At 49.1% G+C, this 21,581-nt stretch carries 25 protein-coding genes; 19 read left to right on the plus strand and 6 right to left on the minus strand.

Annotated features, from left to right (window positions below; genetic code table 11):
• The first annotated feature begins 20 nt into the window (after positions 1-20).
• The 5 genes from hemG (at position 21) to B0X71_RS05295 (ending at position 4,336) form a co-directional block, all read left to right on the plus strand.
• The gene (gene hemG / locus B0X71_RS05275; protein ID WP_332309467.1) at positions 21-1,028 is read left to right on the plus strand and encodes a protoporphyrinogen oxidase; all 1,008 of its coding nucleotides are present in this window, start codon (positions 21-23) and stop codon (positions 1,026-1,028) included.
• 19 nt (positions 1,029-1,047) lie between these two features.
• A complete protein-coding gene (locus B0X71_RS05280; RefSeq protein WP_077588451.1) occupies positions 1,048-1,542 on the plus strand; it encodes a FixH family protein in 495 nt (164 codons plus the stop codon).
• 246 nt (positions 1,543-1,788) lie between these two features.
• Positions 1,789-2,115, plus strand: a complete 327-nt coding sequence (locus tag B0X71_RS05285) for a hypothetical protein (RefSeq protein ID WP_232336791.1) — start codon at positions 1,789-1,791, stop codon at positions 2,113-2,115.
• 3 nt (positions 2,116-2,118) lie between these two features.
• Positions 2,119-3,768: a solute symporter family protein gene (locus B0X71_RS05290; RefSeq protein ID WP_077588452.1), complete on the plus strand. Its 1,650-nt coding sequence runs from the start codon at positions 2,119-2,121 to the stop codon at positions 3,766-3,768.
• Positions 3,769-3,790: 22 nt separating this feature from the next.
• Entirely contained in the window at positions 3,791-4,336 is a 546-nt protein-coding gene (locus B0X71_RS05295) for a hypothetical protein (protein ID WP_077588453.1), read from the plus strand.
• A 106-nt stretch (positions 4,337-4,442) separates the two neighbouring features.
• On the opposite strand, the gene yhfH is transcribed toward B0X71_RS05295, so the two are convergent.
• The gene (yhfH, locus tag B0X71_RS05300; RefSeq protein ID WP_077588454.1) at positions 4,443-4,565 is read right to left on the minus strand and encodes a protein YhfH; all 123 of its coding nucleotides are present in this window, start codon (positions 4,563-4,565) and stop codon (positions 4,443-4,445) included.
• A 143-nt stretch (positions 4,566-4,708) separates the two neighbouring features.
• Between yhfH and B0X71_RS05305 the strand changes: the two genes are divergently transcribed.
• From B0X71_RS05305 to B0X71_RS05335, 7 genes are all read left to right on the plus strand, one after another.
• Positions 4,709-5,701 carry a lipoate--protein ligase gene (locus B0X71_RS05305; protein WP_077588455.1) on the plus strand — a complete coding sequence of 331 codons (993 nt, stop codon included), beginning with the start codon at positions 4,709-4,711 and terminating at the stop codon, positions 5,699-5,701.
• Between the two features lie 72 nt (positions 5,702-5,773).
• A complete protein-coding gene (locus B0X71_RS05310; protein ID WP_077588456.1) occupies positions 5,774-6,478 on the plus strand; it encodes a response regulator transcription factor in 705 nt (234 codons plus the stop codon).
• Positions 6,478-7,479: a sensor histidine kinase gene (locus B0X71_RS05315; protein ID WP_077588457.1), complete on the plus strand. Its 1,002-nt coding sequence runs from the start codon at positions 6,478-6,480 to the stop codon at positions 7,477-7,479. Before B0X71_RS05310 ends, B0X71_RS05315 begins: the two co-directional genes overlap by 1 nt.
• Positions 7,480-7,484: 5 nt before the next feature.
• A complete protein-coding gene (locus B0X71_RS05320) occupies positions 7,485-8,258 on the plus strand; it encodes an ABC transporter ATP-binding protein (protein WP_077588458.1) in 774 nt (257 codons plus the stop codon).
• Positions 8,230-10,161, plus strand: a complete 1,932-nt coding sequence (locus B0X71_RS05325; protein ID WP_077588459.1) for an FtsX-like permease family protein — start codon at positions 8,230-8,232, stop codon at positions 10,159-10,161. The genes B0X71_RS05320 and B0X71_RS05325 overlap by 29 nt, the downstream gene beginning before the upstream one ends.
• A 94-nt stretch (positions 10,162-10,255) precedes the next feature.
• On the plus strand, positions 10,256-11,809 hold the full coding sequence (locus B0X71_RS05330) for a fatty acid--CoA ligase family protein (protein WP_077588460.1): 1,554 nt from the start codon (positions 10,256-10,258) through the stop codon (positions 11,807-11,809).
• Positions 11,810-11,924: 115 nt separating this feature from the next.
• Positions 11,925-13,910 carry a S9 family peptidase gene (locus B0X71_RS05335; RefSeq protein ID WP_156889797.1) on the plus strand — a complete coding sequence of 662 codons (1,986 nt, stop codon included), beginning with the start codon at positions 11,925-11,927 and terminating at the stop codon, positions 13,908-13,910.
• A gap of 91 nt (positions 13,911-14,001) precedes the next feature.
• Here B0X71_RS05335 and B0X71_RS05340 read toward each other — a convergent pair whose 3' ends face one another.
• A complete protein-coding gene (locus B0X71_RS05340) occupies positions 14,002-14,778 on the minus strand; it encodes an enoyl-CoA hydratase-related protein (protein WP_077590904.1) in 777 nt (258 codons plus the stop codon).
• A gap of 107 nt (positions 14,779-14,885) precedes the next feature.
• Here B0X71_RS05340 and B0X71_RS05345 point away from each other — a divergent pair, with 107 nt between their 5' ends.
• On the plus strand, positions 14,886-16,493 hold the full coding sequence (locus tag B0X71_RS05345) for an ABC1 kinase family protein (RefSeq protein ID WP_232336836.1): 1,608 nt from the start codon (positions 14,886-14,888) through the stop codon (positions 16,491-16,493).
• Between the two features lie 169 nt (positions 16,494-16,662).
• Here the strand turns inward: B0X71_RS05345 and B0X71_RS05350 are convergent, their stop codons facing one another.
• Positions 16,663-16,935 carry a hypothetical protein gene (locus B0X71_RS05350; protein ID WP_408634114.1) on the minus strand — a complete coding sequence of 91 codons (273 nt, stop codon included), beginning with the start codon at positions 16,933-16,935 and terminating at the stop codon, positions 16,663-16,665.
• Positions 16,936-17,071: 136 nt separating this feature from the next.
• On the opposite strand from B0X71_RS05350, the gene B0X71_RS05355 reads away from it, so the two are divergent.
• On the plus strand, positions 17,072-17,788 hold the full coding sequence (locus B0X71_RS05355) for a hypothetical protein (RefSeq protein ID WP_077588462.1): 717 nt from the start codon (positions 17,072-17,074) through the stop codon (positions 17,786-17,788).
• 126 nt (positions 17,789-17,914) lie between these two features.
• On the opposite strand, the gene B0X71_RS05360 is transcribed toward B0X71_RS05355, so the two are convergent.
• Positions 17,915-18,160, minus strand: coding sequence for a hypothetical protein (locus tag B0X71_RS05360; RefSeq protein ID WP_077588463.1), 246 nt, complete (start codon positions 18,158-18,160; stop codon positions 17,915-17,917).
• Positions 18,154-18,831, minus strand: a complete 678-nt coding sequence (locus tag B0X71_RS05365; RefSeq protein WP_077588464.1) for an HAD family hydrolase — start codon at positions 18,829-18,831, stop codon at positions 18,154-18,156. Before B0X71_RS05365 ends, B0X71_RS05360 begins: the two co-directional genes overlap by 7 nt.
• A 95-nt stretch (positions 18,832-18,926) precedes the next feature.
• Here B0X71_RS05365 and B0X71_RS05370 point away from each other — a divergent pair, with 95 nt between their 5' ends.
• Complete coding sequence (locus B0X71_RS05370) at positions 18,927-19,292, plus strand: YhjD family protein (protein ID WP_077588465.1); 366 nt, start codon at positions 18,927-18,929, stop codon at positions 19,290-19,292.
• Here B0X71_RS05370 and B0X71_RS05375 read toward each other — a convergent pair.
• Positions 19,289-19,837 (minus strand): competence protein ComK, encoded by a 549-nt coding sequence (locus B0X71_RS05375; protein ID WP_198038689.1) that lies wholly within the window; start codon positions 19,835-19,837, stop codon positions 19,289-19,291. The two genes, B0X71_RS05370 and B0X71_RS05375, sit on opposite strands and share 4 nt — an antisense overlap.
• A gap of 171 nt (positions 19,838-20,008) precedes the next feature.
• On the opposite strand from B0X71_RS05375, the gene B0X71_RS05380 reads away from it, so the two are divergent.
• The 4 genes from B0X71_RS05380 to B0X71_RS05395 all read left to right on the plus strand — a co-directional run bounded on the left by B0X71_RS05380 (position 20,009) and on the right by B0X71_RS05395 (position 21,569).
• On the plus strand, positions 20,009-20,251 hold the full coding sequence (locus tag B0X71_RS05380; RefSeq protein ID WP_077588467.1) for an IDEAL domain-containing protein: 243 nt from the start codon (positions 20,009-20,011) through the stop codon (positions 20,249-20,251).
• Positions 20,252-20,327: 76 nt separating this feature from the next.
• Positions 20,328-20,864, plus strand: a complete 537-nt coding sequence (locus B0X71_RS05385) for a short-chain dehydrogenase (RefSeq protein WP_077588468.1) — start codon at positions 20,328-20,330, stop codon at positions 20,862-20,864.
• Between the two features lie 21 nt (positions 20,865-20,885).
• The gene (locus tag B0X71_RS05390) at positions 20,886-21,302 is read left to right on the plus strand and encodes a GNAT family N-acetyltransferase (protein WP_077588469.1); all 417 of its coding nucleotides are present in this window, start codon (positions 20,886-20,888) and stop codon (positions 21,300-21,302) included.
• A 21-nt stretch (positions 21,303-21,323) separates the two neighbouring features.
• A complete protein-coding gene (locus tag B0X71_RS05395; RefSeq protein ID WP_077588470.1) occupies positions 21,324-21,569 on the plus strand; it encodes a hypothetical protein in 246 nt (81 codons plus the stop codon).
• Positions 21,570-21,581: the final 12 nt, after the last annotated feature.

Here is a 21,581-nt window from a genome sequence, read left to right on the forward strand (position 1 = left end):
TTTTATCATGGAGCGGGAAAATGCGGGCGGCAGCCGATTTGGTGCTTCCGAAGTCGGCAGAATCCGGCGATCAGTCCGTCGGCACGTTCTTCCGCCGGCGTTTCGGCAGGGAGATCGTCGATAACCTTATTGAGCCGCTGCTGTCAGGCATTTATGCCGGGGATATCGACCGGCTGAGCCTGGAAGCGACATTTCCGCAGTTTCGTCAATTGGAGCGAGAGCACAGAAGCCTGATATTCGGCATAAGAAAATCCATCTCACATGCCGGTCCGCAGCCGCTTAATCCGGGGGAAGGCATATATCATACATTCCGGGGCGGACTCAGTACGGTTGTGCGTAAGCTGGAAGCAGCACTGTCAGATGCCGCGATTTTAAAAGGGGTAAAAGCTGAACACATCAGTCAGACAGAGACCGGAGTGTCATTATCCTTGAATAATAAATCAGTCATTGAAGCAGATGCTGTGGTGCTGGCTGTGCCGCATTTTGCAGCACGGCAGCTTTTCCAGTCATTTGGACTTCTTGAGAGTCTTACGGACATGCCTTCCGCTACCATTGCATCCATTTCACTGGCGTTTCGGGCAGATGCCATTCAGCAGCCATTGGATGGAACCGGCTTTGTGGTATCCCGTCACAGTGATTCGGCTATCACAGCCTGTACGTGGACGAGCCGAAAGTGGCCGCACAGTACACCGGAAGGGTTCACCTTGTTCAGAGCATATGTCGGCCGGCGCGGCAATGAAATGATTGTCGACCTGTCAGATTCGGAAATTGAAAAAGCGGTGCTCGAAGACTTGCAGAAAACGATGAAGATCAGCAGAGAACCGGAATTCATGATTGTATCCCGCTTTCCGAATGCCATGCCGCAATACGCAGTCGGCCATATGGAACAGGTTGCGAAGGCGAAGGCTGAACTTCATGCAATGTTTCCAATGATCGAACTGGCCGGCAGCTCTTACGGCGGCGTTGGGATTCCCGATTGCGTGGCCCAGGGAAGAACAGCCGCCCGCCAGCTGATGGACCGGCTGTAATGGAAAGGATGGGCAATTCATGAGGAAAGTGTGGATGGGGCTGGGACTTATAGCTGTTATGACAACAGCTGGTTGTGGAGCAGAAGAAGCTGGGCATAACAGCCCCGAAGAACAAGTTGATGCTGAAGGTACACTGGAAATGATCACTGTTGAAATCATAACTTCCGAAACAGCTGAGCCCGGCGATGAAGTTCGGCTTGCCGCCGAAGTGGTGCAGGGAACAGAAGCAGTGGCTGATGCCGATGAAGTCATGTTTGAAGTTTGGAAATCCGGCCGCCGGGAACAGGGTGAGATGATTGAAGGCATCCATACGGAGAATGGAATTTACGAAGCTTCACGTGTTTTTGAGGAAAAAGGGCTTTATTTTATACAGGCACATACCAGCGCACGAGGTCTTCATATAATGCCGCAACAGGAAATCACAGTCGGCAATCCGGATTCAGAATCCATCGAATCAGATGGTAATGAAACCGGAAGTGCAATGGAAAATATGGAAAATCATTTAGAAGAATAAAGCGGAGACCGGTCTGAAACAGGGACCGGTTTTTTTATTTCTCATGAGCCAGTTGTTTTCCTGAAATAATTATTAGAATTTTAAAAAAACTGTATTGACGAAGCGGTTTGGAAGCGGTTACAATTAAAGCGTTATTTTATTGCAGTCGTCTTTGTGGAGGTGTGGGGTGAAACTGAGCGCTTGCTCAGAATGCAGAAAGGCAATAACGGATGCTTCTGGCCATGGGAATTGAAAAGGAGGAATGTCATGAAAGCGTACAAGAAAGAAGTTCAGTTTACGATTTGGATGACAGTCGCATTTGTGCTGGTGGGGAATGTGGGACTGTTGTTTTCGATTTTCCCTGTTGATGCAATGCTGTTTGGGTTTCCTGTCATGTATATAGTTCCAATCCTGATGGGCTGGTTCGGGGTGTTCTTTTTGACCATTGTCGCTGGCCGGATCGGAAACAAAATCGATGATGAAATCGAAGCGGAGAATGAAGGGCGGATTTTTACTTCAGAACCTGTGCCACTCAGACAGCACGAACCAACTGGAACAGTGACAGCTGCCGGTGAAGAAGTGAAAGGGGTGTAAGAAATGAACGGTGAAAACTGGCAGTTATCTAATCCGGTTATAGGACTTGTTGTTGTTGGCCTTACTTTCTTATTATTTTATGTTGTTGGATTTTTAGCTAACCGGAAAAGTGCTTCAGCGAAAGATTTGTATGTCGGGGGCGCCAACGTAGGGGCAGCGACGAACGGACTCGCAATGGCGGCCACCTACATGAGTTTGGCGACATTCCTGGGAATCACTGCACTGATTCTGCAATTGCAGGTGCCGTTCATCCTGTTGTGGATTCAGCTGATCCTAGCCATTCCGCTGATCACAATTATTTACGGAACAAGCCTGCGCCGGATGGGCGCTTTCTCACCTACTCACTTCATCCGTGACCGCTATGGGGTTTCGGCATCAATTATTGCTGCACTATTTATGATTCTTGTTTCCATCATGTATGCACTTGGCCAAATGATTGGGATTGCGGTGACATTTGAAACGTTGCTGGGTATCCCGTATATGACCGGGCTGATCGTTGGAGGATTGCTCATTGTCGGTTATATTACAATCGGCGGAATGGCCGGTGCTACGAAAAATGCCGCTATCCAAATGTTTATCATAGCGCTGATGTTCATTGTGCCGCTGGCAGCGATCATGAAGGCGGTAGGAGGAACAGGCTGGTTTTTCCCGCCATTGTTCTATGCGGATATGGTGCCGGCAATGATGGAAGCCATGCCGACATTCTTCGACTATCAGTTCTCGCCTAAATGGTATTTCTCCATCATTCCAGCACTGACAATCGGAGCGCTCGGTCTGCCTCACTTGGCGATGCGTGTGTATACGGCTTCAAGCCTGAAAAGCGCCCGCTCAGCTATGGTCTGGTTCGCTTTTATTCTGGGCCTGGTTTTCTCGGCAACTTATGCAATGGGATTTGTGGGTGTGTTCGCAACAGCGACGCAAGGGCTGACAGTGGCACCTGCCGACGCTGATAAACTGACAATCATCCTGAACCTTGTCTATAACCCGGAATGGGTGACAGCTCTCGTTATCGCCGGAGCGATTTCCGCTGGTCTGTCTACGTTGAGTGGGAACTTGCTGGCAATCGGAGCTCTTCTCTCTCAGGATATCGTATCGACACTGAAACCGGATATCTCACAGAAGGCAAGTCTTCGTCTCGGTTATGCGGCAATCTTTTTCGGAGGGGTTGCGAGCATTTTGCTGGCGATTGAACCGCCTGCCTTTTTGGTAGTCAGCATTCTCTGGGCTTTTGGTCTGGCAGGCGTGACGAATGCGCCGCTTATCATCGTTGGCGTATGGTGGAAGGAAGCCAATAAATTCGGTGCCATGGCAGCCGCGGTCGTCGGCGGTCTGCTGTATATCATCGTTTCACCATTCGTCTTCCCGAACATTGTACTGACCGGCCATGCACTGACAGACGGACTCGGCTTATCCGGGGCCATGCTCGCCGTACCGATCAGTTTCATTCTCCTGATCGTGGTTTCGTATATAACAAACCGGATGCCGTCATTGTCTAATAAGCTGACGACACAGGCGGATACCGAGTTAGTGGAGCGGATCCACGGCTGGACCGATGTCCAGTCATACCGCTACAGCAGTAAAATCGGTGCCGGCATCACGGTCGTCGCATGTACGGCTGTTGCTGTGTGGGCATTGATGCCTTGGAATATGTGACGGGGCGGTAGGGGGGATCAAAATGGTCGGGAGAATGGTAGCACTAGATGAACAGTCTTTTCAGGCATTCCTTAGCGCATCGAACACGAAACGAATCAGCCGTATCATTCTGATTGCAGCGGGCATCGGATATGGGGCAATATCCATTATGTCCAATGCTGCTTACGTGGAAAGTTTTGACTCGCAGCTGCTTCAGAATGTTCTGGTCCCGTTCATTTTTATTGTATTTGGCATATTGACTGCCTGGCTGACCAAGGTAGGGTTCTCTCTTTTGCTGTGGGCGAGTGCGAAGGGACTTGGAGGCAAGGGACTGCTTCGGCAGATCAGTCTGGCAGTTCCGGTCATTCTGATTCCGGGCATGCTCGGTGTACCTTTTCTGAGCGGAACAGGTCTTGAAAATCCATTGTACTTGGTACTGCTGGTGATCAGTCTCGTTTGGATGTATCTCATCAGTGTGAAAATCATTATGATTGTTGAAAAATTCGATGCAAAAAAAGCTTATATTGCAGTGGCGCTGGCATTCATTTTCATGGCGAGCATCTATTACTTGGTGATTCCAGCTGCATAAGAGAAACCGGACCAGAAATTGGTCCGGTTTTTTATATATAAAAGTCAACACATACAAAAAACCGAAACCCTGTTACGGTTCCGGCTGTCAGTGTCTGGTTATAGGCTTATACTTTATTGCATGAATCGCATTCATTGCCGTAGCATTCATGCTGTTCTTCGATCGCTTGGCCACAGGATGCACATTGTTTAGGAGGCAGGTTTTTGAAAAATTCGATGACGTTTTCCATGTTTGATCCACTCCTTTGTATTAGCACTGTGTTGATTAAATGAATTGTATTATAACAGTTGCTCGATGTCAACCCAAAGTATGCAACTATTTCGTATTTCCGTTAAAATAAAGAATGGAACTATAAGCAAAGGAAGTGATACTGTGTATTTTGTTGACAATAAAGGTATAACAGATCCCCGTATTAACCTGGCGATCGAAGAGTATGTGCTCAGAAAAGGGGACGTAGAGAAAGATTCCTATTTTCTGTTCTATATCAATGGACCATCGATCATTATCGGAAAGAATCAAAATACAGTAGAAGAGATCAATACAGAATACGTGGATGCGAACGGTATCCACATCGTTCGCAGGTTATCCGGCGGCGGTGCCGTCTATCATGATCTCGGCAATCTCAATTACAGCTTCATCACGAAAGACGATGGCGACAGTTTCCGCAATTTCCGGAAATTCACCGGTCCGATCGTCGATGCGCTGCAATCATTAGGAGTAAACGCGGAATTGTCCGGCCGTAACGACTTAGTGGTGGAAGGGCGTAAAATTTCAGGAAATGCACAGTTCTCGACGCAGGGCCGTATGTTCAGTCATGGCACATTGATGCTGGATACTGAAATCGGGGAAGTCGTGAATGCCCTGAAAGTAAGTAAGGATAAAATCGAGTCCAAGGGAATTAAATCGGTCAGAAGCCGGGTCGCGAATATTTCAGAGTTTCTGGAGAAACCGCTGACAATCGAAGAGTTCCGCAAGTATATTCTGCATTCCATTTTTGAAGGAGAAGCGAATGTAAAGTACTGGGAGCTGTCTGATGAAGATTGGGATAATATTCGCAAGTTATCAGAAGAGCGCTATGGCAATTGGGATTGGAATTTCGGCAAATCCCCAAAATTCAATGTCCGTCATTCCAACCGCTTCCCGGTCGGCGGTATTGATGTCCGGCTGCAGGTGGAAAATGGAACAGTGAAAGAAGCGCATATTTATGGCGACTTTTTCGGACTTGGGGATATCGGTGAAGTGGAACAGGCACTGGCCGGTACAAAGTATGAACGTGCGGCCTTATCGGATGCATTGGAGGGGCTGGATATTCCAGCGCTTCTTGGCGGCATTACGAAAGAGGAATTCGTGAACCTGATTTATTAAGATTTTCTGAAGAGCCTGCAGAAATGCAGGCTCTTTTGCTACAATAAGGGCAGCAGGAAAGGAGGAGAGGGCATAGTGGCACACCGTATTTTTATAGTGGAAGATGACCCTAAAATCGCTGACCTGTTGGCAGCGACACTGCGCAAATACCATTACGAAGTGAAAGCGGCAAAGGATTTTGATGAAATCCTGGGAGAAGCTGCAGCATTCCAGCCGCATCTTATATTACTGGATATCAATCTTCCGTCCTATGACGGCTATTACTGGTGCCGGCAGCTTCGGCAGGAAACCACATGCCCGATTCTGTTCATTTCCGCCAGGTCCGGTGATATGGACCAAGTATTTGCACTGGAGAATGGCGGCGATGATTTCATTACGAAACCTTTCCATTACGAAATCGTCCTTGCGAAGATAAGAAGCTATTTGCGACGGGCATATGGCGAGTATGCACCCAAGCAGGAGGAACGGGCTGTACAGGTCGGGAAATTGACATTATACCTGGAACGGATGGAACTCCATGCGGCTTCTCGTGTAATCCCGCTTCAGAAGAAAGAATGCGCGATTCTTGAGTTGCTGATGAAGCAACATCCGAAAGTGGTGTCACGTGAACAGTTGCTGGAGGAACTATGGGATGATCAGGCGTTTGTTGATGAGAATACGCTGAATGTCAATATGACACGCGTACGCAAAAAGCTGATGGATTATGATGTCCAGTCCACGATTGAAACAGTACGCGGGGCCGGGTACCGCTTTGCGCTGGATGAGAGGGAAGTGTAATGATCCGGCTGTTTTTTCGGGAACATGCAGCTTTTATCATTTTCGAATTTCTCCTTGTTGTGTTCATCCTGCTCCTGTTCTGGCTGGATGGATTCCGCCGCGCCGATACATTCAGTTATGTTTTCATCATCAGCACTGTTCTGATTGCCACATTTCTGCTGGCAAAGTTCGTCCGGCGATACACTTTCTACAAACGGGTGCTTCATAAACCGGATACAATGGAAAAAGCACTGGAGCGAAATGCGAAAACACCGGAATTTCTGGAGGCTGAGCGATATTTACACGATCTGTACAAGCTATATCAAGATGAAGTGCAGGCGCTGTATGCCACCCAGAGCCGACAAATCCGCTTTATGAATCAATGGGTGCACCAGATGAAAACGCCGCTGGCTGTTCTGGAAATGCTGCTGCAGGAAGAGGGCGAGCTCGATAAACGCAGCATGCGGGAAGAGCTGGACCGGATGAAAGCCGGCCTGGAAACTGTCCTGATGAACGCGAGGATAGAAACATTTGAAGAAGATATGCAGATTGACCAAGTCCAGCTCCAGGCGCTTGTACAGGAGACCATATCAGAAAACAAGCGGCTGTTTATTTCAAAGCGGGTGTATCCGGTGATTGATGTGCCGGCGGATTTCATCGTAACAACGGACCGCAAATGGATGAAATTCACGATCGGCCAATTTTTGACAAATGCGGTTAAGTATACATTCGAACCTGAACGGAAAGTATTCGTCACTGCCAACTGCAGGGAGGGGGATATCCTGCTGACAGTGAAAGACGAGGGGATCGGCATTCCAGCTTCAGATCTGGCGCGGATCCGCCGGCCTTTTTTTACAGGAGAAAACGGCCGAAAAACAGGTGAATCAACAGGCATGGGGCTGTACTTGGCAGATGAAGTATGTAAAAAACTTGGACATCAGCTTGATATCAGTTCATCTCCGGGTGAAGGGACAGCAATTTCTGTGTTGTTTCATCAGCAGGAGCAGGCAAGCAAGGAGTGAAACATATGGCGCTTCTAAAAATTGAAGACGTGACAAAAGTATATGAAGGAAAAGTGACTCACCGGGCGCTCAATCAACTGAGCTTCGAAGTGGAACACGGAGAGTTTCTGGCAATCATGGGCCCGTCAGGAAGCGGAAAAACCACTCTTCTCAATGTCATTTCAACGGTCGATTCCTTGACGGGCGGAAGTGTGCAGATCGGTCCAACCAATCCGCATCAGCTGTCGAAAAATGAATTGGCATTGTTCCGACGGAGAGAACTTGGATTTGTATTCCAGGATTTCGGATTACTGGAGATGCTGACGGTGGAAGAAAATCTGGTGCTGCCGCTGACGCTCGATAATGTGCCGGTTGACCGCATGGCCAAACGGGTACTGGAAGTGGCAGGCAAATTGAACCTGACCGGTATTCTCCATAAGCGGCCGAATGAAATCTCAGGCGGGGAAGCGCAGCGGACGGCGATCGGCCGCGCACTGATTCATGAACCTTCCCTTATTCTGGCGGATGAACCAACCGGCAACCTGGATTCCAAAGCTTCCCGGGATGTACTTGAATTGCTGTCAGGCGCAAGCAGGGAACGGGGGGCCACCATTATCATGGTGACCCATGACCCCGTGACTGCCAGCTATTGTGACCGGGTGCTGTTCATCAAAGATGGCGAATTTTTCAATGAGATCTACCGGGATGACCGGCGGCAGACATTTTATCAGCGTGTGCTGAACGTACTGTCGCTGCTTGGAGGCAATGTCAATGACCTTTCAGCAATTCGCCTTTCGTAATGTGCTGAGAAGCAGGCGGAGCTATGCCGCCTTTTTCCTTGCGAGCGTCTTTTCAGTCATGGTGTTTTTCGTGTATTCGATTTTCATCTTCCATCCGCTGTTCAATGGACAGGGACTGGAACAGCTGGCTGTTCGCGGCATGTTCATCGCAGAGCTTGTGCTGTATGTGTTCACGCTGTTTTTTCTGCTGTATTCAATGGGGGCGTTTCTGCAGGCGCGGTCCAAGGAATTCGGCCTGCTCATGCAATTGGGGATGACGAAAGGCCAATTAGGCCGGCTGATATTTCTGGAAACAATGATTATCGGTTCTGTGTCAATACTTGCAGGCACATTATTCGGTTTTGCGTTTTCCAAGTTTTTTCTCATGATCGGCCGGGAATTGATGGCGATGGACAATCTGCCGCTCTATGTGTCATGGAAACCGTTTGCACTGACTTTCCTCTCGTTCTTCAGCTTATTTGTGCTTATTTCCATAATCAGCATGTTTTTTATCCGCACGCGCGAAATAACGGATCTATTGCGCGGTGACTGGAATGGCAGAAGAGCAGGCAGCTATTCATCGCCTCTGGCAGTAGGCGGGATTGTGTTGTTGGGTATGTCGTACATTCTTGCTTCTGTTGTCCAGGATGGTTCCGTCTCTATTATGACAATGGTTATCGTGCCGCTTGCCACTGTCGGCACTTATCTGTTTTTCACCCATACAGTCCACTGGATTTTAGCCTTGTACCAAAATCGCAAGACTGCTTACTGGCACCGGACCCGTCTGATTTCAATTGCAGAATCCGCCGTTAAACTGAAGGAAAGCGCTCATATGTTCTTTCTGGTAACCATTGTTTCCACAGTTGCTTTTCTGACAGTCGGAACGCTGGCCTCCTTTATGTCCTATACGGGAGATTTCCGGCAGCTGAATCCGCTTGGCCTGCTGTATATGTCATATGGGAACGAAAAAGTGGCGGAAACGCATATTGCTTATCTTGAACAGGAACTTGCAGAAGAACAGCTCGGCTATCAACTGGTGCCATTGACAATCAAAAGACAGACCATCGAACAGACGGGGAGCACAGTGGATTTACTGAAGGAATCCGAATTCAATGCGCTGGCCCGGACACTTGGATTTCCTGCTGTTGAACTGGCAAAGGGCGAAAGTGTGCTGCTGGCCGGAGCAGAAGATATACAACAGCACCTGACCGACGGGACTGCAGTCAATTTAACGGAAAGCGGAGTCACCGTGCAGATGCAGGCGGCATACCCGAATTTACTGTTTCCGGCACATACACTCAGCCCCACCGCACTAGTGCTGTCGGACTTTGATTATTTGGCAGTGGATGAGCCGCCGGAAGGACAGCAAAAAGCGGTAGCACTGACCTATTACGCATTCAATGTGAATCAATGGACAGAGACGGCCGGAGTCGGTGAAGTACTGCTTGAAAAGATGCAGGAACTCGGTGAGATACAGCATTCTGCCTCGCTGAGCTATTATTTTGAGAATCCGGGATTCAATTACCGTTGGTTTAAATCGTCATTTGCACTCCTGCTGTTCATCGGGGTACTCGTCGCTGCTGTTTTTCTGCTTGCAGCAGGCAGTTTCATTTACTTTAAGCTATATACCGGATTGGAGCGTGACCGGAAACAATACGCACTGCTAATCCGGCTGGGCATGACAGAAAAAGAGCTTGTTAAAATTGTCAACCGGCAGCTGGTTCCGCAGTTTTTTCTGCCATGGACACTTGCACTGATTCACAGTGTGTTTGCGTTTATCACCTTGCAGACAGTGTGGGATGAATTTGCCGCTTCTTCCATTTTTCTTGAGATGACACTTGTTCTCGCTGCGTTTACAGTTCTGCAGATTCTTTATTTTTATTTGATCCGCTGGCGATACTTGGTCCATTTACAGGCACCGTAAATTTTTCAGTGCCTGTTGTTTTGTCTGAACATTTATTCTATAATGAAAACGATAATAATGAATGAGTATTCATTCAATAGAAAGAGGGATGAGCATGAATCTAGTGACACGGGTCCGCGAAATTGCAGAAGAACAGCCACAAAAAATCGCTTATTTTTTTCAGGGGAAAGAAACATCATACGGTGAATTTGAGCAGACAGTTGCCCGGTTCGCTTCAGCACTTGAAAAACGCGGCGTAAAAAAAGGCGATCATGTCGCTTTTCTTCTTGGTAACACACCACATTTTCTTATCGCTTTATATGCAACCATGCGGCTTGGTGCTACTGCTGTGCCGATCAATCCGATTTATACACCGGATGAGATTGCCTATATCGTCAAAAACAGTGAAGCAAAAGCTGTTATTGCCCTGGATCTCCTGCTGCCGCTTGTTGAAAAAGCCCATGCTGCATTGCCAGATGTAGAGGCATATATAATTTGTGAAACCGATCCTGCAACCGGCGATAAACTGAAAGCGCTTCCTGCTGAAGTGGCTCAGAAAACATACGCGTTTTCAGCTCTTCTGAGCGGAACTTCCGGCGGCATAGAACCAGCGGCAGTGGATATGGATGATACTGCTGTGATTCTCTATACATCCGGTACGACAGGTAAGCCGAAAGGAGCCATGCTCACACACGGCAATCTGTACTCCAATGCACGGGACGTGGGCGATTATCTGCACATTGCAACGGATGACCGGGTGGTTGCCACGCTTCCGGTATTCCATGTGTTTGCGCTGACTGTCGTCGTGAATGCCCCCTTGTTAAAGGGTGCTGAAATTTTACTTGTACCGAAATTCAGTCCCGGCGATGTGTTTGATATTATCCGTTCCCAAAAAGCGACCGTGTTCGCCGGTGTTCCGACGATGTACAATTTCCTGTATCAGTTCCCTGAGGGTAAGACTGAGGACTTTGAAACGATCCGCCTGGCTATCTCGGGAGGCGCTTCACTGCCGGTTGCACTTCTTCATAACTTCGAAGAAAAATTCAAAGTGCGGATATCAGAAGGATACGGATTATCTGAAGCTTCACCAGTGACATGCTTCAATCCGCTGGACCGTGAACGAAAGGCCGGCTCGATCGGTCAGTCCATCCTCAATGTGGAAAATAAAGTCGTCAATGAACTGGGAGATGAAGTATCCCCGGGAGAAGTTGGAGAACTCATCGTCCGCGGCCCGAATGTCATGAAAGGTTATTATAATATGCCCGAAGAGACGAATGCTGCAATCCGTGACGGTTGGCTGTACACAGGGGATCTTGCCCGAGTGGACGAAGAAGGTTATTTCTATATCGTGGACCGTAAAAAAGATATGATCATTGTCGGCGGTTATAACGTGTACCCGCGCGAAGTGGAAGAAGTGCTGTATGACCATCCAGGTATTGTAGAAGCGGCAGTGCTTGGTCTGCCGGATACAGATTTTGGCGAGAAAGTGGTCGCATATGTTGTGTTGAAAGATCAGACACTGACCGAAGAGGATTTATTCGCCTATACACGTAAGCATCTGGCTAAATATAAAGTGCCGAAGCAATTCGAAATCATTGATGAACTTCCAAAAAATACGACCGGTAAAATTTTGCGCCGGGCACTGAAAGATAAAGCAGGTGTTAAATAATTGATGGACCGCCCTTCACACGGAAGGGCGGTTTTTTCAGCAAAGTTTGAAAATTTCCAGCTGCTCAGCTATAGTAGTATGTATTACGGAATTCGAAGTAAAGGGAGGAACACCAGTGAAAAAAGCAGTAGACATCCATGATTTGGCGAAACTGGCATCAGTGACGGATCCGCAGCTGTCGCCGGATGGGCGCCAAGCGGTATTCATTAAAACGGTGATGGACGAAGAAGAGAATACATACCGGGCCCAGCTTTGGCATGCTGATCTGGAAACGGAAAAACTGACCCAATGGACATTCGGGAAAGAGCGGGTATCGCAGCCCCGTTGGTCGGCCGATGGAAAACAGATTGCCTTTCTGTCCGACCGAACGGAGTCGAAGCAATTGTATGTTCTTCAGACAGCCGGCGGGGAAGCGCACGCCATCACTTCTTTTGAAAGAGGAGTGGAAACATTCTGCTGGGCACCATCCGGCAAAAAAATCTGGTTCGGTGCGAATGTGAAAGATGGCGGAACATTTACGGATAAAGAAGAAAAGAAAGAAAAGGAAAAGGAAAAGCCCGAGCCGGTGCGCGTGACGAAGATGAAGTATAAGATGGACGGCGCCGGGCTGCTGCAGCAGGATGTACACCAGCACATCGGCATCGCTGACCTTGAAACAGGTAGCGTCCAGCAAGTGACAGCCGGTAATTTCAATTACCTGCTGCAGACCGTATCCCACGATGGCAATCAGCTTGTCTATGCAGTGACACGGGAAGAAAATCTCGATTTCATTTTCCGGACATCACTTTTTCTGTATGATGTACATTCTCAGGAAGAAACGAAGATCCTGGAAGAAGAAGGTTCGTTCAATGACGCTGCATTTTCAAAGGATGATCAGCGGATCGCATTTGTCGGCAATACCCGAGGGTACGAGAATGCGACGCATGCGGAAGTATATGTATACAATATCGCAGACGGTAGCCGGCAAACGCTGACTGAATCGCTCGATGCACCGGTGGGGGATTACGTCGTTGCGGATATCCAGCAGGGAGCCAGTGCGCCGGGAATCGTCTGGACACAAAATAATGATTTGTACTTCCAAGTGTCGGTGATGGGCGATGTCCGCCTGTATTTCGCCTCACTCGATGGAGCCATTTATCCGGCATCCGGTGAAGGAGAGCATATTTATGGTTATGCCGTTACGTTCGACGGAGAACGGGCAGTAATTGCAGCGAGCAATCCGGTCAACCCGGGAGAGCTTTATATTCTTGACATTGCTTCAGGAGAGCGGAAAGCCTTGACGGCATTCAATAGCGCTTACCTGGAAGAAACAGAACTGATCGCACCGGAAGAACTGTCGTTCAGTTCCGATGAATTTGATGTGAACGGCTGGCTCATGAAGCCATACGGTTATGAGGAAGGACAGAAGTTTCCGCTCGTCGTCAATATCCACGGCGGACCGCATGCTTTTTATGCCAATACGTTTTTCCATGAAATGCAGCTGCTTGCAGCCCGCGGCTTCGGAGTCCTGTATATCAATCCGCGCGGCAGTCACAGCTACAGCCAGATCTTTGTGGATGCGGTGCGTGGAGATTATGGCGGCGGTGACTACCGGGATATCATGCGTGCGTTGGATACTGTGCTTGCAGAAAACGATTGGATAGATGAAAAAAGGCTTGGTGTGACAGGCGGCAGCTATGGCGGATTCATGACCAACTGGATCGTAGGGCATACAAATCGCTTCAAGGCTGCGGTGACGCAGCGGTCCATCTCGAACTGGATCAGCTTTTTCGGCGTATCCGATATCGGTTATTACTTCAGCGAATGGCAGCACTTCACAGATATGCGTGAACCGGATAAACTATGGGAAATCTCGCCGCTGAAATACGCAGAGAATGTAGAAACACCACTGTTGATCCTGCACGGAGAAAACGATTACCGCTGTCCGATTGAGCAGGCGGAACAGCTATTCATCACATTAAAGCATATGAAAAAAGAAACTGAGTTCGTCCGATTCCCGGAATCGAGCCATAATTTGTCTCGGACGGGGAAGCCGAATTTGCGTTATGTGCGGCTTGAAGAAATCGTCGGCTGGATGGAAAAACATTTGAATCAAGAATAAGATGAAGCGGCCTGCGGAAGCGGGCCGTTTTCAAATTGAGTGACATCGAGAAGTTGAGTGCAAAAAGAAAAAGCCGCACATGGCGGCTTTTTCACTTGCCTTTAAATTCCGGTTTGCGTTTTTCACCGAACGCGATAAGTGCTTCAACCCGATCTTCAGTCGGAATCGTGATTTCATACGACTTCCGTTCAATGTGGAGGCCGGTCTGCAAATCGGCATTCATGCCGTTTTTAATGGCAAATTTTGCTTGCTGGACAGCGATCGGGCCGTTCGACAGCATGAGGTCGGCGAATTCACCGGTTGTCTCTGCAAGTCTCTCAAGCGGCGCAATCTGCGTAACGACTCCGTAGTCGAGTGCTTCTTGCGCTGTCAGTCGTTTTGCCGTCAGGATAAGTTCCATTGCCTTCGCTTCTCCGATTAATCTGGGCAGACGCTGTGTGCCGCCCGCTCCCGGGATGATAGCGAGACTGGTCTCGGTCAGCCCGATGAGTGCTTCTTCCGCAAGAATCCGGAAATCACAAGCAAGTGCCAGTTCCATTCCGCCGCCGAATGCATAGCCATTCATCATGGCGATTGTCGGCTGCGGCAAGTTCTCAATGGTCGTGAACACTTCGCCGATTTTGTAAATATTGCGCTTTACCTGCTGTTCATTCAGTGTTTTCCGTTCCTTCAAATCAGCACCGACGCTGAATGCTTTTTCGCCTGCCCCTGTGAATACGACAATCCGGATATCCGGATTAATGCGAATCGACTCAGTCACCTGACTGAGTTCCGCCAGCATTTCATAATTGAATGCATTCATGGCGTCCGGCCGGTCCAGCGTAATAAACGCCAGGTGGCCCCGCTGTTCATAGCGGATTGTTTCCATTTCCATCCCCCCAAGTTCAAGTCCATCCGTATCAAACATACCACTTTTGGACGCAAGCGCCAACTGTCTATATAATAGAGCCAAAAGGAGGTGGCGGCGTGAACAGAATGGCAGCATACCGGATTTACCGCATTGTTTGGCTGGCACTGAAGTTCTATCTGCAGATCATGCTGTTCCGGAAACGGCACCAGGGCACTTGGGACCCGCTCACGGTGAATAAATGGAATCAGCTTGTGACAAAGCAGGCGAAGGAATATAAAAAAGCGGCTCAGCAGCTGGGCGGATTGCTTATTAAAGTGGGCCAATTCCTGTCGACCCGGGCGGATATTATGCCGCCGACCTTTCTGGCAGAGCTTGAAGGGCTGACAGACCGGGTGCCATCCGTATCCCGCGGCAAAATTGTCAGCGTTATTGAGACGGAATGGAATGCCCCATATACTCAGTACCTGCAGACGCTGTCCGATGAAGTGGTTGCTTCCGCTTCAATCGGTGAGGTATACAAAGGCATTTTAAAAGATGGAACAGAAGTGGCGATTAAAGTGCAGCGGCCGGGAACAGAGCGGATTATTCACGCGGATTTTCAGGCGTTTGCATTCATCATGTGGTTTTTCAGGAAGTTCACGCCGCTTGATAAGAAAGCGGATCTGCCGGCACTTTATGGCGAGATGATCCGGACAATCGGCAATGAACTGGATTTTCTGGAAGAACTGAAAAGCGGCCGCTCCTTCTCCGATCGCTTCGGGACATTTCCTGGCGTCCGGATTCCGAGCTATTATGAGGAACTGTCGACAAAACGAGTGCTCGTCATGGAGTGGATCGAAGGTTCGAGAATCACGGATCTGTCATTTATCGAGAAACATGACCTTGAGCGGAAAGAGCTTGCAGAGCGGCTGTTTCTGCTGTTTCTTGAACAGGTGCTGAACGGTGGTCAATTTCATGCGGATCCACATGGCGGAAATATTTTGCTGACAGCTGACGGAACGATTACGTTGATCGATTTCGGGATGACCGGCACCATCACAAAAGCCGATGCACAGGCTGGCCTGCGCATCGCAGAAGGCGTCATTTTCAAGAACTATGATCAGGTGCTTGATGCGCTCGAAGAACTGGGCTTTTTGCTGCCCCATGCCAATCGCAGCCTTCTGAAAGATGCGATCAACCGGACGGTGAAAATGTATGAGTCCTCAGAACTGTTCCAGATGGATAGCCTGATGCTACAGCAATTACTTGAAGATTTGCAGGAACTGGTGCTGACACAGCCGGTTCAGCTGCCTGCGGAATTTGCCTTTTTCGGCCGGGCTGCTTCCACATTCGTCGGTGTGCTGTACGTACTTGACCCGGAAGTTGACCTGCTCGGTCTGGCTCGCCCCCGTGTGCTCGAGTGGGCGAAGAGTCAGGAAACGGGCGGCCGCGTGTTCGGCAGGGAAGACGTCTTGCGCTGGCTGCTGAATGCGACGGATCCGGCACGTGCGCTGCCGCAGAAGCTTGCAGGCTTCCTGGAAGAGCCCGATCGGTTCCGCCATTACCTGCAGCGGCGGGATGAAACGGACCGCGAGTGGAAGCGGACACTCCAGACCCGTACATTTGCCGGTTGCTTCGGCTTGCTGTCATTTATCGGTCTGTCGGTTGGCATCTGGTTTGAGCATGAGCCGTATATCTGGGTATCCGCTGTTGTGCTGCTGGGTTCATTATGGACATTCCGGACGATCGACTGAAGCGCAGAACGATCCGCTTCGCGCCTTTTATAAATACTGAATCAGGGCCGTCTTGAATTTATGTGCCTCTTCGGGAAAGGGGGAATGGCTGATTTCTTCAAATATGACAAGTTCGGCTCCGGGAATCCCGTCTGCTGTTTCGATGGAGTATTCCAGAGGATCCTGGACATCATGCCGGCCGCACATTACGAGTACAGGTGCTGAAATCCGGTTCCAGCATACTGAGCTCATAAGGTTCTTGTGCCTTTTCCGACTGGCTCGCTTTCCGGAGATTCACTGTGATCACCTGATGTTTATCCGCAAACACATCGGCGAATTGGTCACCGGTTTCATTAAATTTCGTATAATGGTGGATGACGCATACAGGCGCTCCTGAATCTTTGCTGAACACTTCAAATGCGCCCCGCGCAGTGCTGATCTTGTTTCTTTTCCAATCGGTCACCGGTTCATCTTCCGCTTTCCTTCTTGATTGTAGATTACTGCATCGCGTTATAGGGAAATGAGAGTACAAGCGACGCAAGAAGTTCGTATTTATTCAGCAGAAGGATTTTTTGCAGAACTCGGAGAGGAGAATAATCATGGCAAATGAACAGGCAAAATCTGCTGCAGGGCGCTACAGTGCAGGTGAGCGATTGAAAATTGCATCCGTGGCAATGTCGAGCAACTCCAGGCTGCATGCCGCTTCTGGCAGTCAAACCCAGCCGCCTGCCGAATTGCAGAACCCGGAAGAAGTGGAGCGGCTTATCGAGGGGTGGCCAGCTACAGCAAAACAAGCTGCAGAAACAACGATGCGTTTCTACGGCCCGCCGAACGAAATGACACCCAGCCGGCTCATCTGGTTCAATAATGCACCATGGAAGCGGACAGTCGTACATCGTGATGAAGTGCCGCATGACTTTCCTGTGCCGCATGCCGATGTGCTTGAACAAGTGATCAATTACCCGGTGCCGGCTGATAAAGTCGGAGAAGTGGGGCTGTTTGATAAAAGTGTCATCATTGCACAGACAATGGGTGAAGTCTCTGCCTGCTGTGATAACGAAGCATCGAATGTACTGGCGCTGAATATGGTGCATGAAATCGTTTCAGGCACTAAAACTCCTGAACAGGCGCGCGAAACTGCGAGTGAGCAAATCACCGCCTGGCTGATGAACCGGCCGGCGCCTTACGCGGAAGATTTTCAGTTTGCGCTTCCGGAAGAGCAGTTTCAGACAGATGAACCGGCTGTGCAGCACGATATCGTTGATCAGGCGATAAAAAAAGTGAAGGATTTCTTTTCCGGAGACGAGCATAAATAAATAGGTAAAACTGAATTGAAAAGCCGCCGGGGGAACTCGGCGGCTTTTAGAGTTAGGAAAAGGACAGAAAGAGAGACTAACCCGCGTTCAGAGATGCCTGATCCTGATCCGCGTTCAGTGTTTCCCTTATTTTAACGCAGTCAATATGTACTGCTGATGGCAGGACTTATTGCGTCTTCCGGCTTCCAGATTTTCCAGCATGCAGTATGTCACATCCGGCGATTCGATTTCCTGAAACGCAAGAGGAGCAGCGGACGGCAGCTTCTGCCTGCTGATTTTTATGAGATGATTTGATGTTTCAGATGAACCATCGGCAGCCGGTACATCAAGCCTCTGCAATCCTTCTGTCTTCCCAGATGATTCGATCAGCAATCGCATTTCTCCTTCAGCCGTTCGATCATACCGGACAGTTCTTCTAAATTCTTGATCACAAAGTCAGCTGAACCCTCATGCCACTGATCATTTTCCTTCCATATGCCCTTCATACCGACGGCCTGAGCCGCCAGCACATCATTCAGCGGATGGTCACCGACGAAACAGCTGGCTTCAGGGGATACATCCAGCATGCGCAGCGCCTTCTGAAAAATCCGCGGATCCGGTTTTTTCAAGCCTTCCTGTTCAGAAACCAAAAGGACATCAAACACTTCTTCAATGCCAAGCGCCCGGATGTTGCCAAGCTGGAATGCCGTGCGGCCATTGGTAATCATACCGAGCCGGACATTCATGTGCTGCAGCTTGCCGAGCATTTTCTCCAGACCGGTGAATGGCACGCAATACTCTCTAAAATTCGTCACATAATCTGCAAGAAGTTCGTCTGCGGAAATCCCGGTGATTTCAAATTCCGAGATGAGCGTCCGGTAAACTTTATCTTTCCAGACGTAGCCGTGTGCATCAAGCGTGATGAAGCGTTCGGTATATAACTTCTTTGGAATATGGCCGACCCAACCCGCCAGCCGGTCATACTGCGCTTCGATAAACAACCGGATTGATGCATCCCGGTCCAGCAATGTTCCATCCAAATCAAACAGGACTGCGTGAATCATGCAATCAATCTCCTTTAAAAAAGTGTTTTCAATCATATGATTTTTGGGTAGAATGAATTAAGAACGTTTGTTCCGATAAAGAAGGAGGTGCTGAAATGCCGGTCATCGCACAGCAAGATCTCCATCACTTTGAAAAAATGATTTATTTGCCAATGGTGCTCACTGTACTGGCACTCGACCGGCAGGCATTTGAAAAAGGCCCCTTCAAACTGAAGCGGCCATACGTTGAAATGGTGGATAGGGCAATGAAGAATATTCATGCCGAATTGCGGGAAACGAAGATTTATTTGCATAAGCGGCAGATGAAGGTGCTGCGCGGTAAGCGTGATGATACATTCACTGAATACATATTCCATCACGGCGGCTACGAACAGCGCCGCCGTTACTTGAATTTGCGCATCCGCAATCGGGTTGAAGAACTGATTTGCGTTTACTTTTCCCAAACGGAAAAACTGGATTAATCTGTGAAATATTTTCTCTGCACGGAGGAAGGATCGCTGATGAACATTTGCTGGCGGAGCGATTTCCGGCTTTCTTCGAAGTACTTTATCAGGAACGAACTATAGACGTACTGCCGGGTAAGGCTCTGGATGGATACATCGACAGGCACTGCCAGGCCGTTTGCAAGATGAACAATACTGCTTCCTGGAACATCGGATGCTTCAAAGAACGTGATGCCGTGAAAAGCAAACCAAGTTGTGTCTTTCCGCATCGGCGAACTGATTGGGAAGAATACACAGGGTGATCCGTACTCATGGCCGATGATAATCGGGGGTTTATGCGGAATGCCGATGGCGTCCTGAGAATACCTGATTGCCTGCCTCAGACTTCCGCCGTAGAAGCCGCAAGTCTTTGAAATGATGCCGTACGGGGAATCCTGGGCGATGAATTCACTCCGGTCCTCGATTACGCGGGTAAAGATCCGATGTCCATCCATGTACGGTTCCAGCATAAGAGTATTGATTGACATGAAGTAGTGCAGAGATAGCTTTTTCCGTCTGCTCAACGCAGCACCTCCTAATATAGTCCTAGATTTATTGTAGCTAAATTTGGAAACTGCACAAGGTGTTTTCTGGAAAAAAGTTTTATTTTCAATGTCATTAGAATTTTCAAAAAAGTTATTGCAAGCTCCGTTTTTTTCCTGTATACTAACGAAAAGCATTCGGGGTGAGACATGATGGAAAACTATCATTCATATGCTGATTTCATGAAAGCCATGAGCCAATCGAAAAAAATGAGCGAAGCTGAGAAGCTGCTCAATGATATCTACCTGGATCTCTTCCTGAAGCACGTGCACCGTTCTCAACTGGAGGCACACTTGATGACGAAAATTGACACTGCCTTGGATTCGCGGGATCAGACCGCGTTTTTGAAATACTCACTTGAGCTGCAGACGCTGCAGCAGGAAGATGAGTTATGAACTGAAACAAAAAAAGCGCCGCTGTCTGCGGCGCTTTTTCTTTTGGGCTATAATTTGTCTGAGAGGGGTTGGTTCTATGAATCACGCATTGGTAATCGGCGGGACCGGTATGCTGGCAGATGTGACCCGGTGGCTGGCGGAACAGGGCTATCACGTATCAGTGGTTGCCCGGAATCCCGATAAAATGCAACCGCTGCGAACGGCTGGTGATGTCCATCCGGTCTTCGCTGATTATACGAACACGGCGGAACTCATCGCCGGCATTATAGAACAGATCCGGCAGCATGGCCCGATTGCATTGGTGGTCGCCTGGGTTCATTCCAATGCACCGCATGCCTTGCCTGCTGTCATCCGCTTAATTGACGAGACCGAAGAAAAATGGTCGCTTTTCCAGGTTCTCGGCAGCAGCTGGGATCAGGAAAATATCCGAAAAGCGGTCGATGTGCCGGCAACGTGCCGCTACCATGGGATCCAGCTCGGGTTTATTGTTGAAGAGGGGCAGTCACGCTGGCTGACGAATCATGAAATTTCTGCTGGTGTCATTGAAGCGATCCGGACAAACGCGCCAATTTCAGTAATTGGAACACTTGAACCGTGGGAACGGCGACCGTAACAGAAGAATCGAGGGATAAAGATGGGGTTGGAACTGGGAAACGGGGCGGCTATTACTGTGCGTCCCTATGAAGACCGGGATTTTGAGCGTATCCAGCGGCTCAATGAAGCAGAAGGCTGGAACGGACTTGTGGAGCGGTACAGCGACACGCGAGCCGCTTGGGAACATTTGAATATCGCGTTCGTTACAGAACAAGATGGCCGCATCAACGGCTGCATCCGGGGAATGACAGATGGCTACATAACGCTCTACATTTGTGAATTGCTAATAGATGAAGCGCATAGAGGGTGGGGAATTGGAAGCGCCTTGCTTCAGCATGTGCACCGGCTGTACCCGAAAACACGGATTGAACTGCTGGCAAGCAGTACATCCCGTACATTCTACGAGGCACAGGGATACCGGCCATTTTACGGATTTCGAAAGACGATTGATGAGTAAATCAAGCAAGGAGAGCTGGATATGAGTTTTGGAAAGTATATGACCGCGTTACTGGCGATGCTGCTCATCAGCCGGCTGACATTTCTGCGATTCGAGTTTTTTGACTACCGGATGTTCGAAAATTCGGCTTCAGTCGGAAAACTGTTCGTGGAGCTGCTGCTGTACGGTTTGATCTTCGGAACGGTTCTTTTCGTAGCGGACCGGTTTCCGGATTGGCGCACACGGGCGAAATACCGAAAGCGGCAACAGGAATCGGATGGCAGTTAATCAGGGAGGGGA

It is taken from the genome of Planococcus lenghuensis (genome assembly GCF_001999905.1).
GTDB classification, from domain to species: Bacteria; Bacillota; Bacilli; order Bacillales_A; family Planococcaceae; genus Indiicoccus; species Indiicoccus lenghuensis.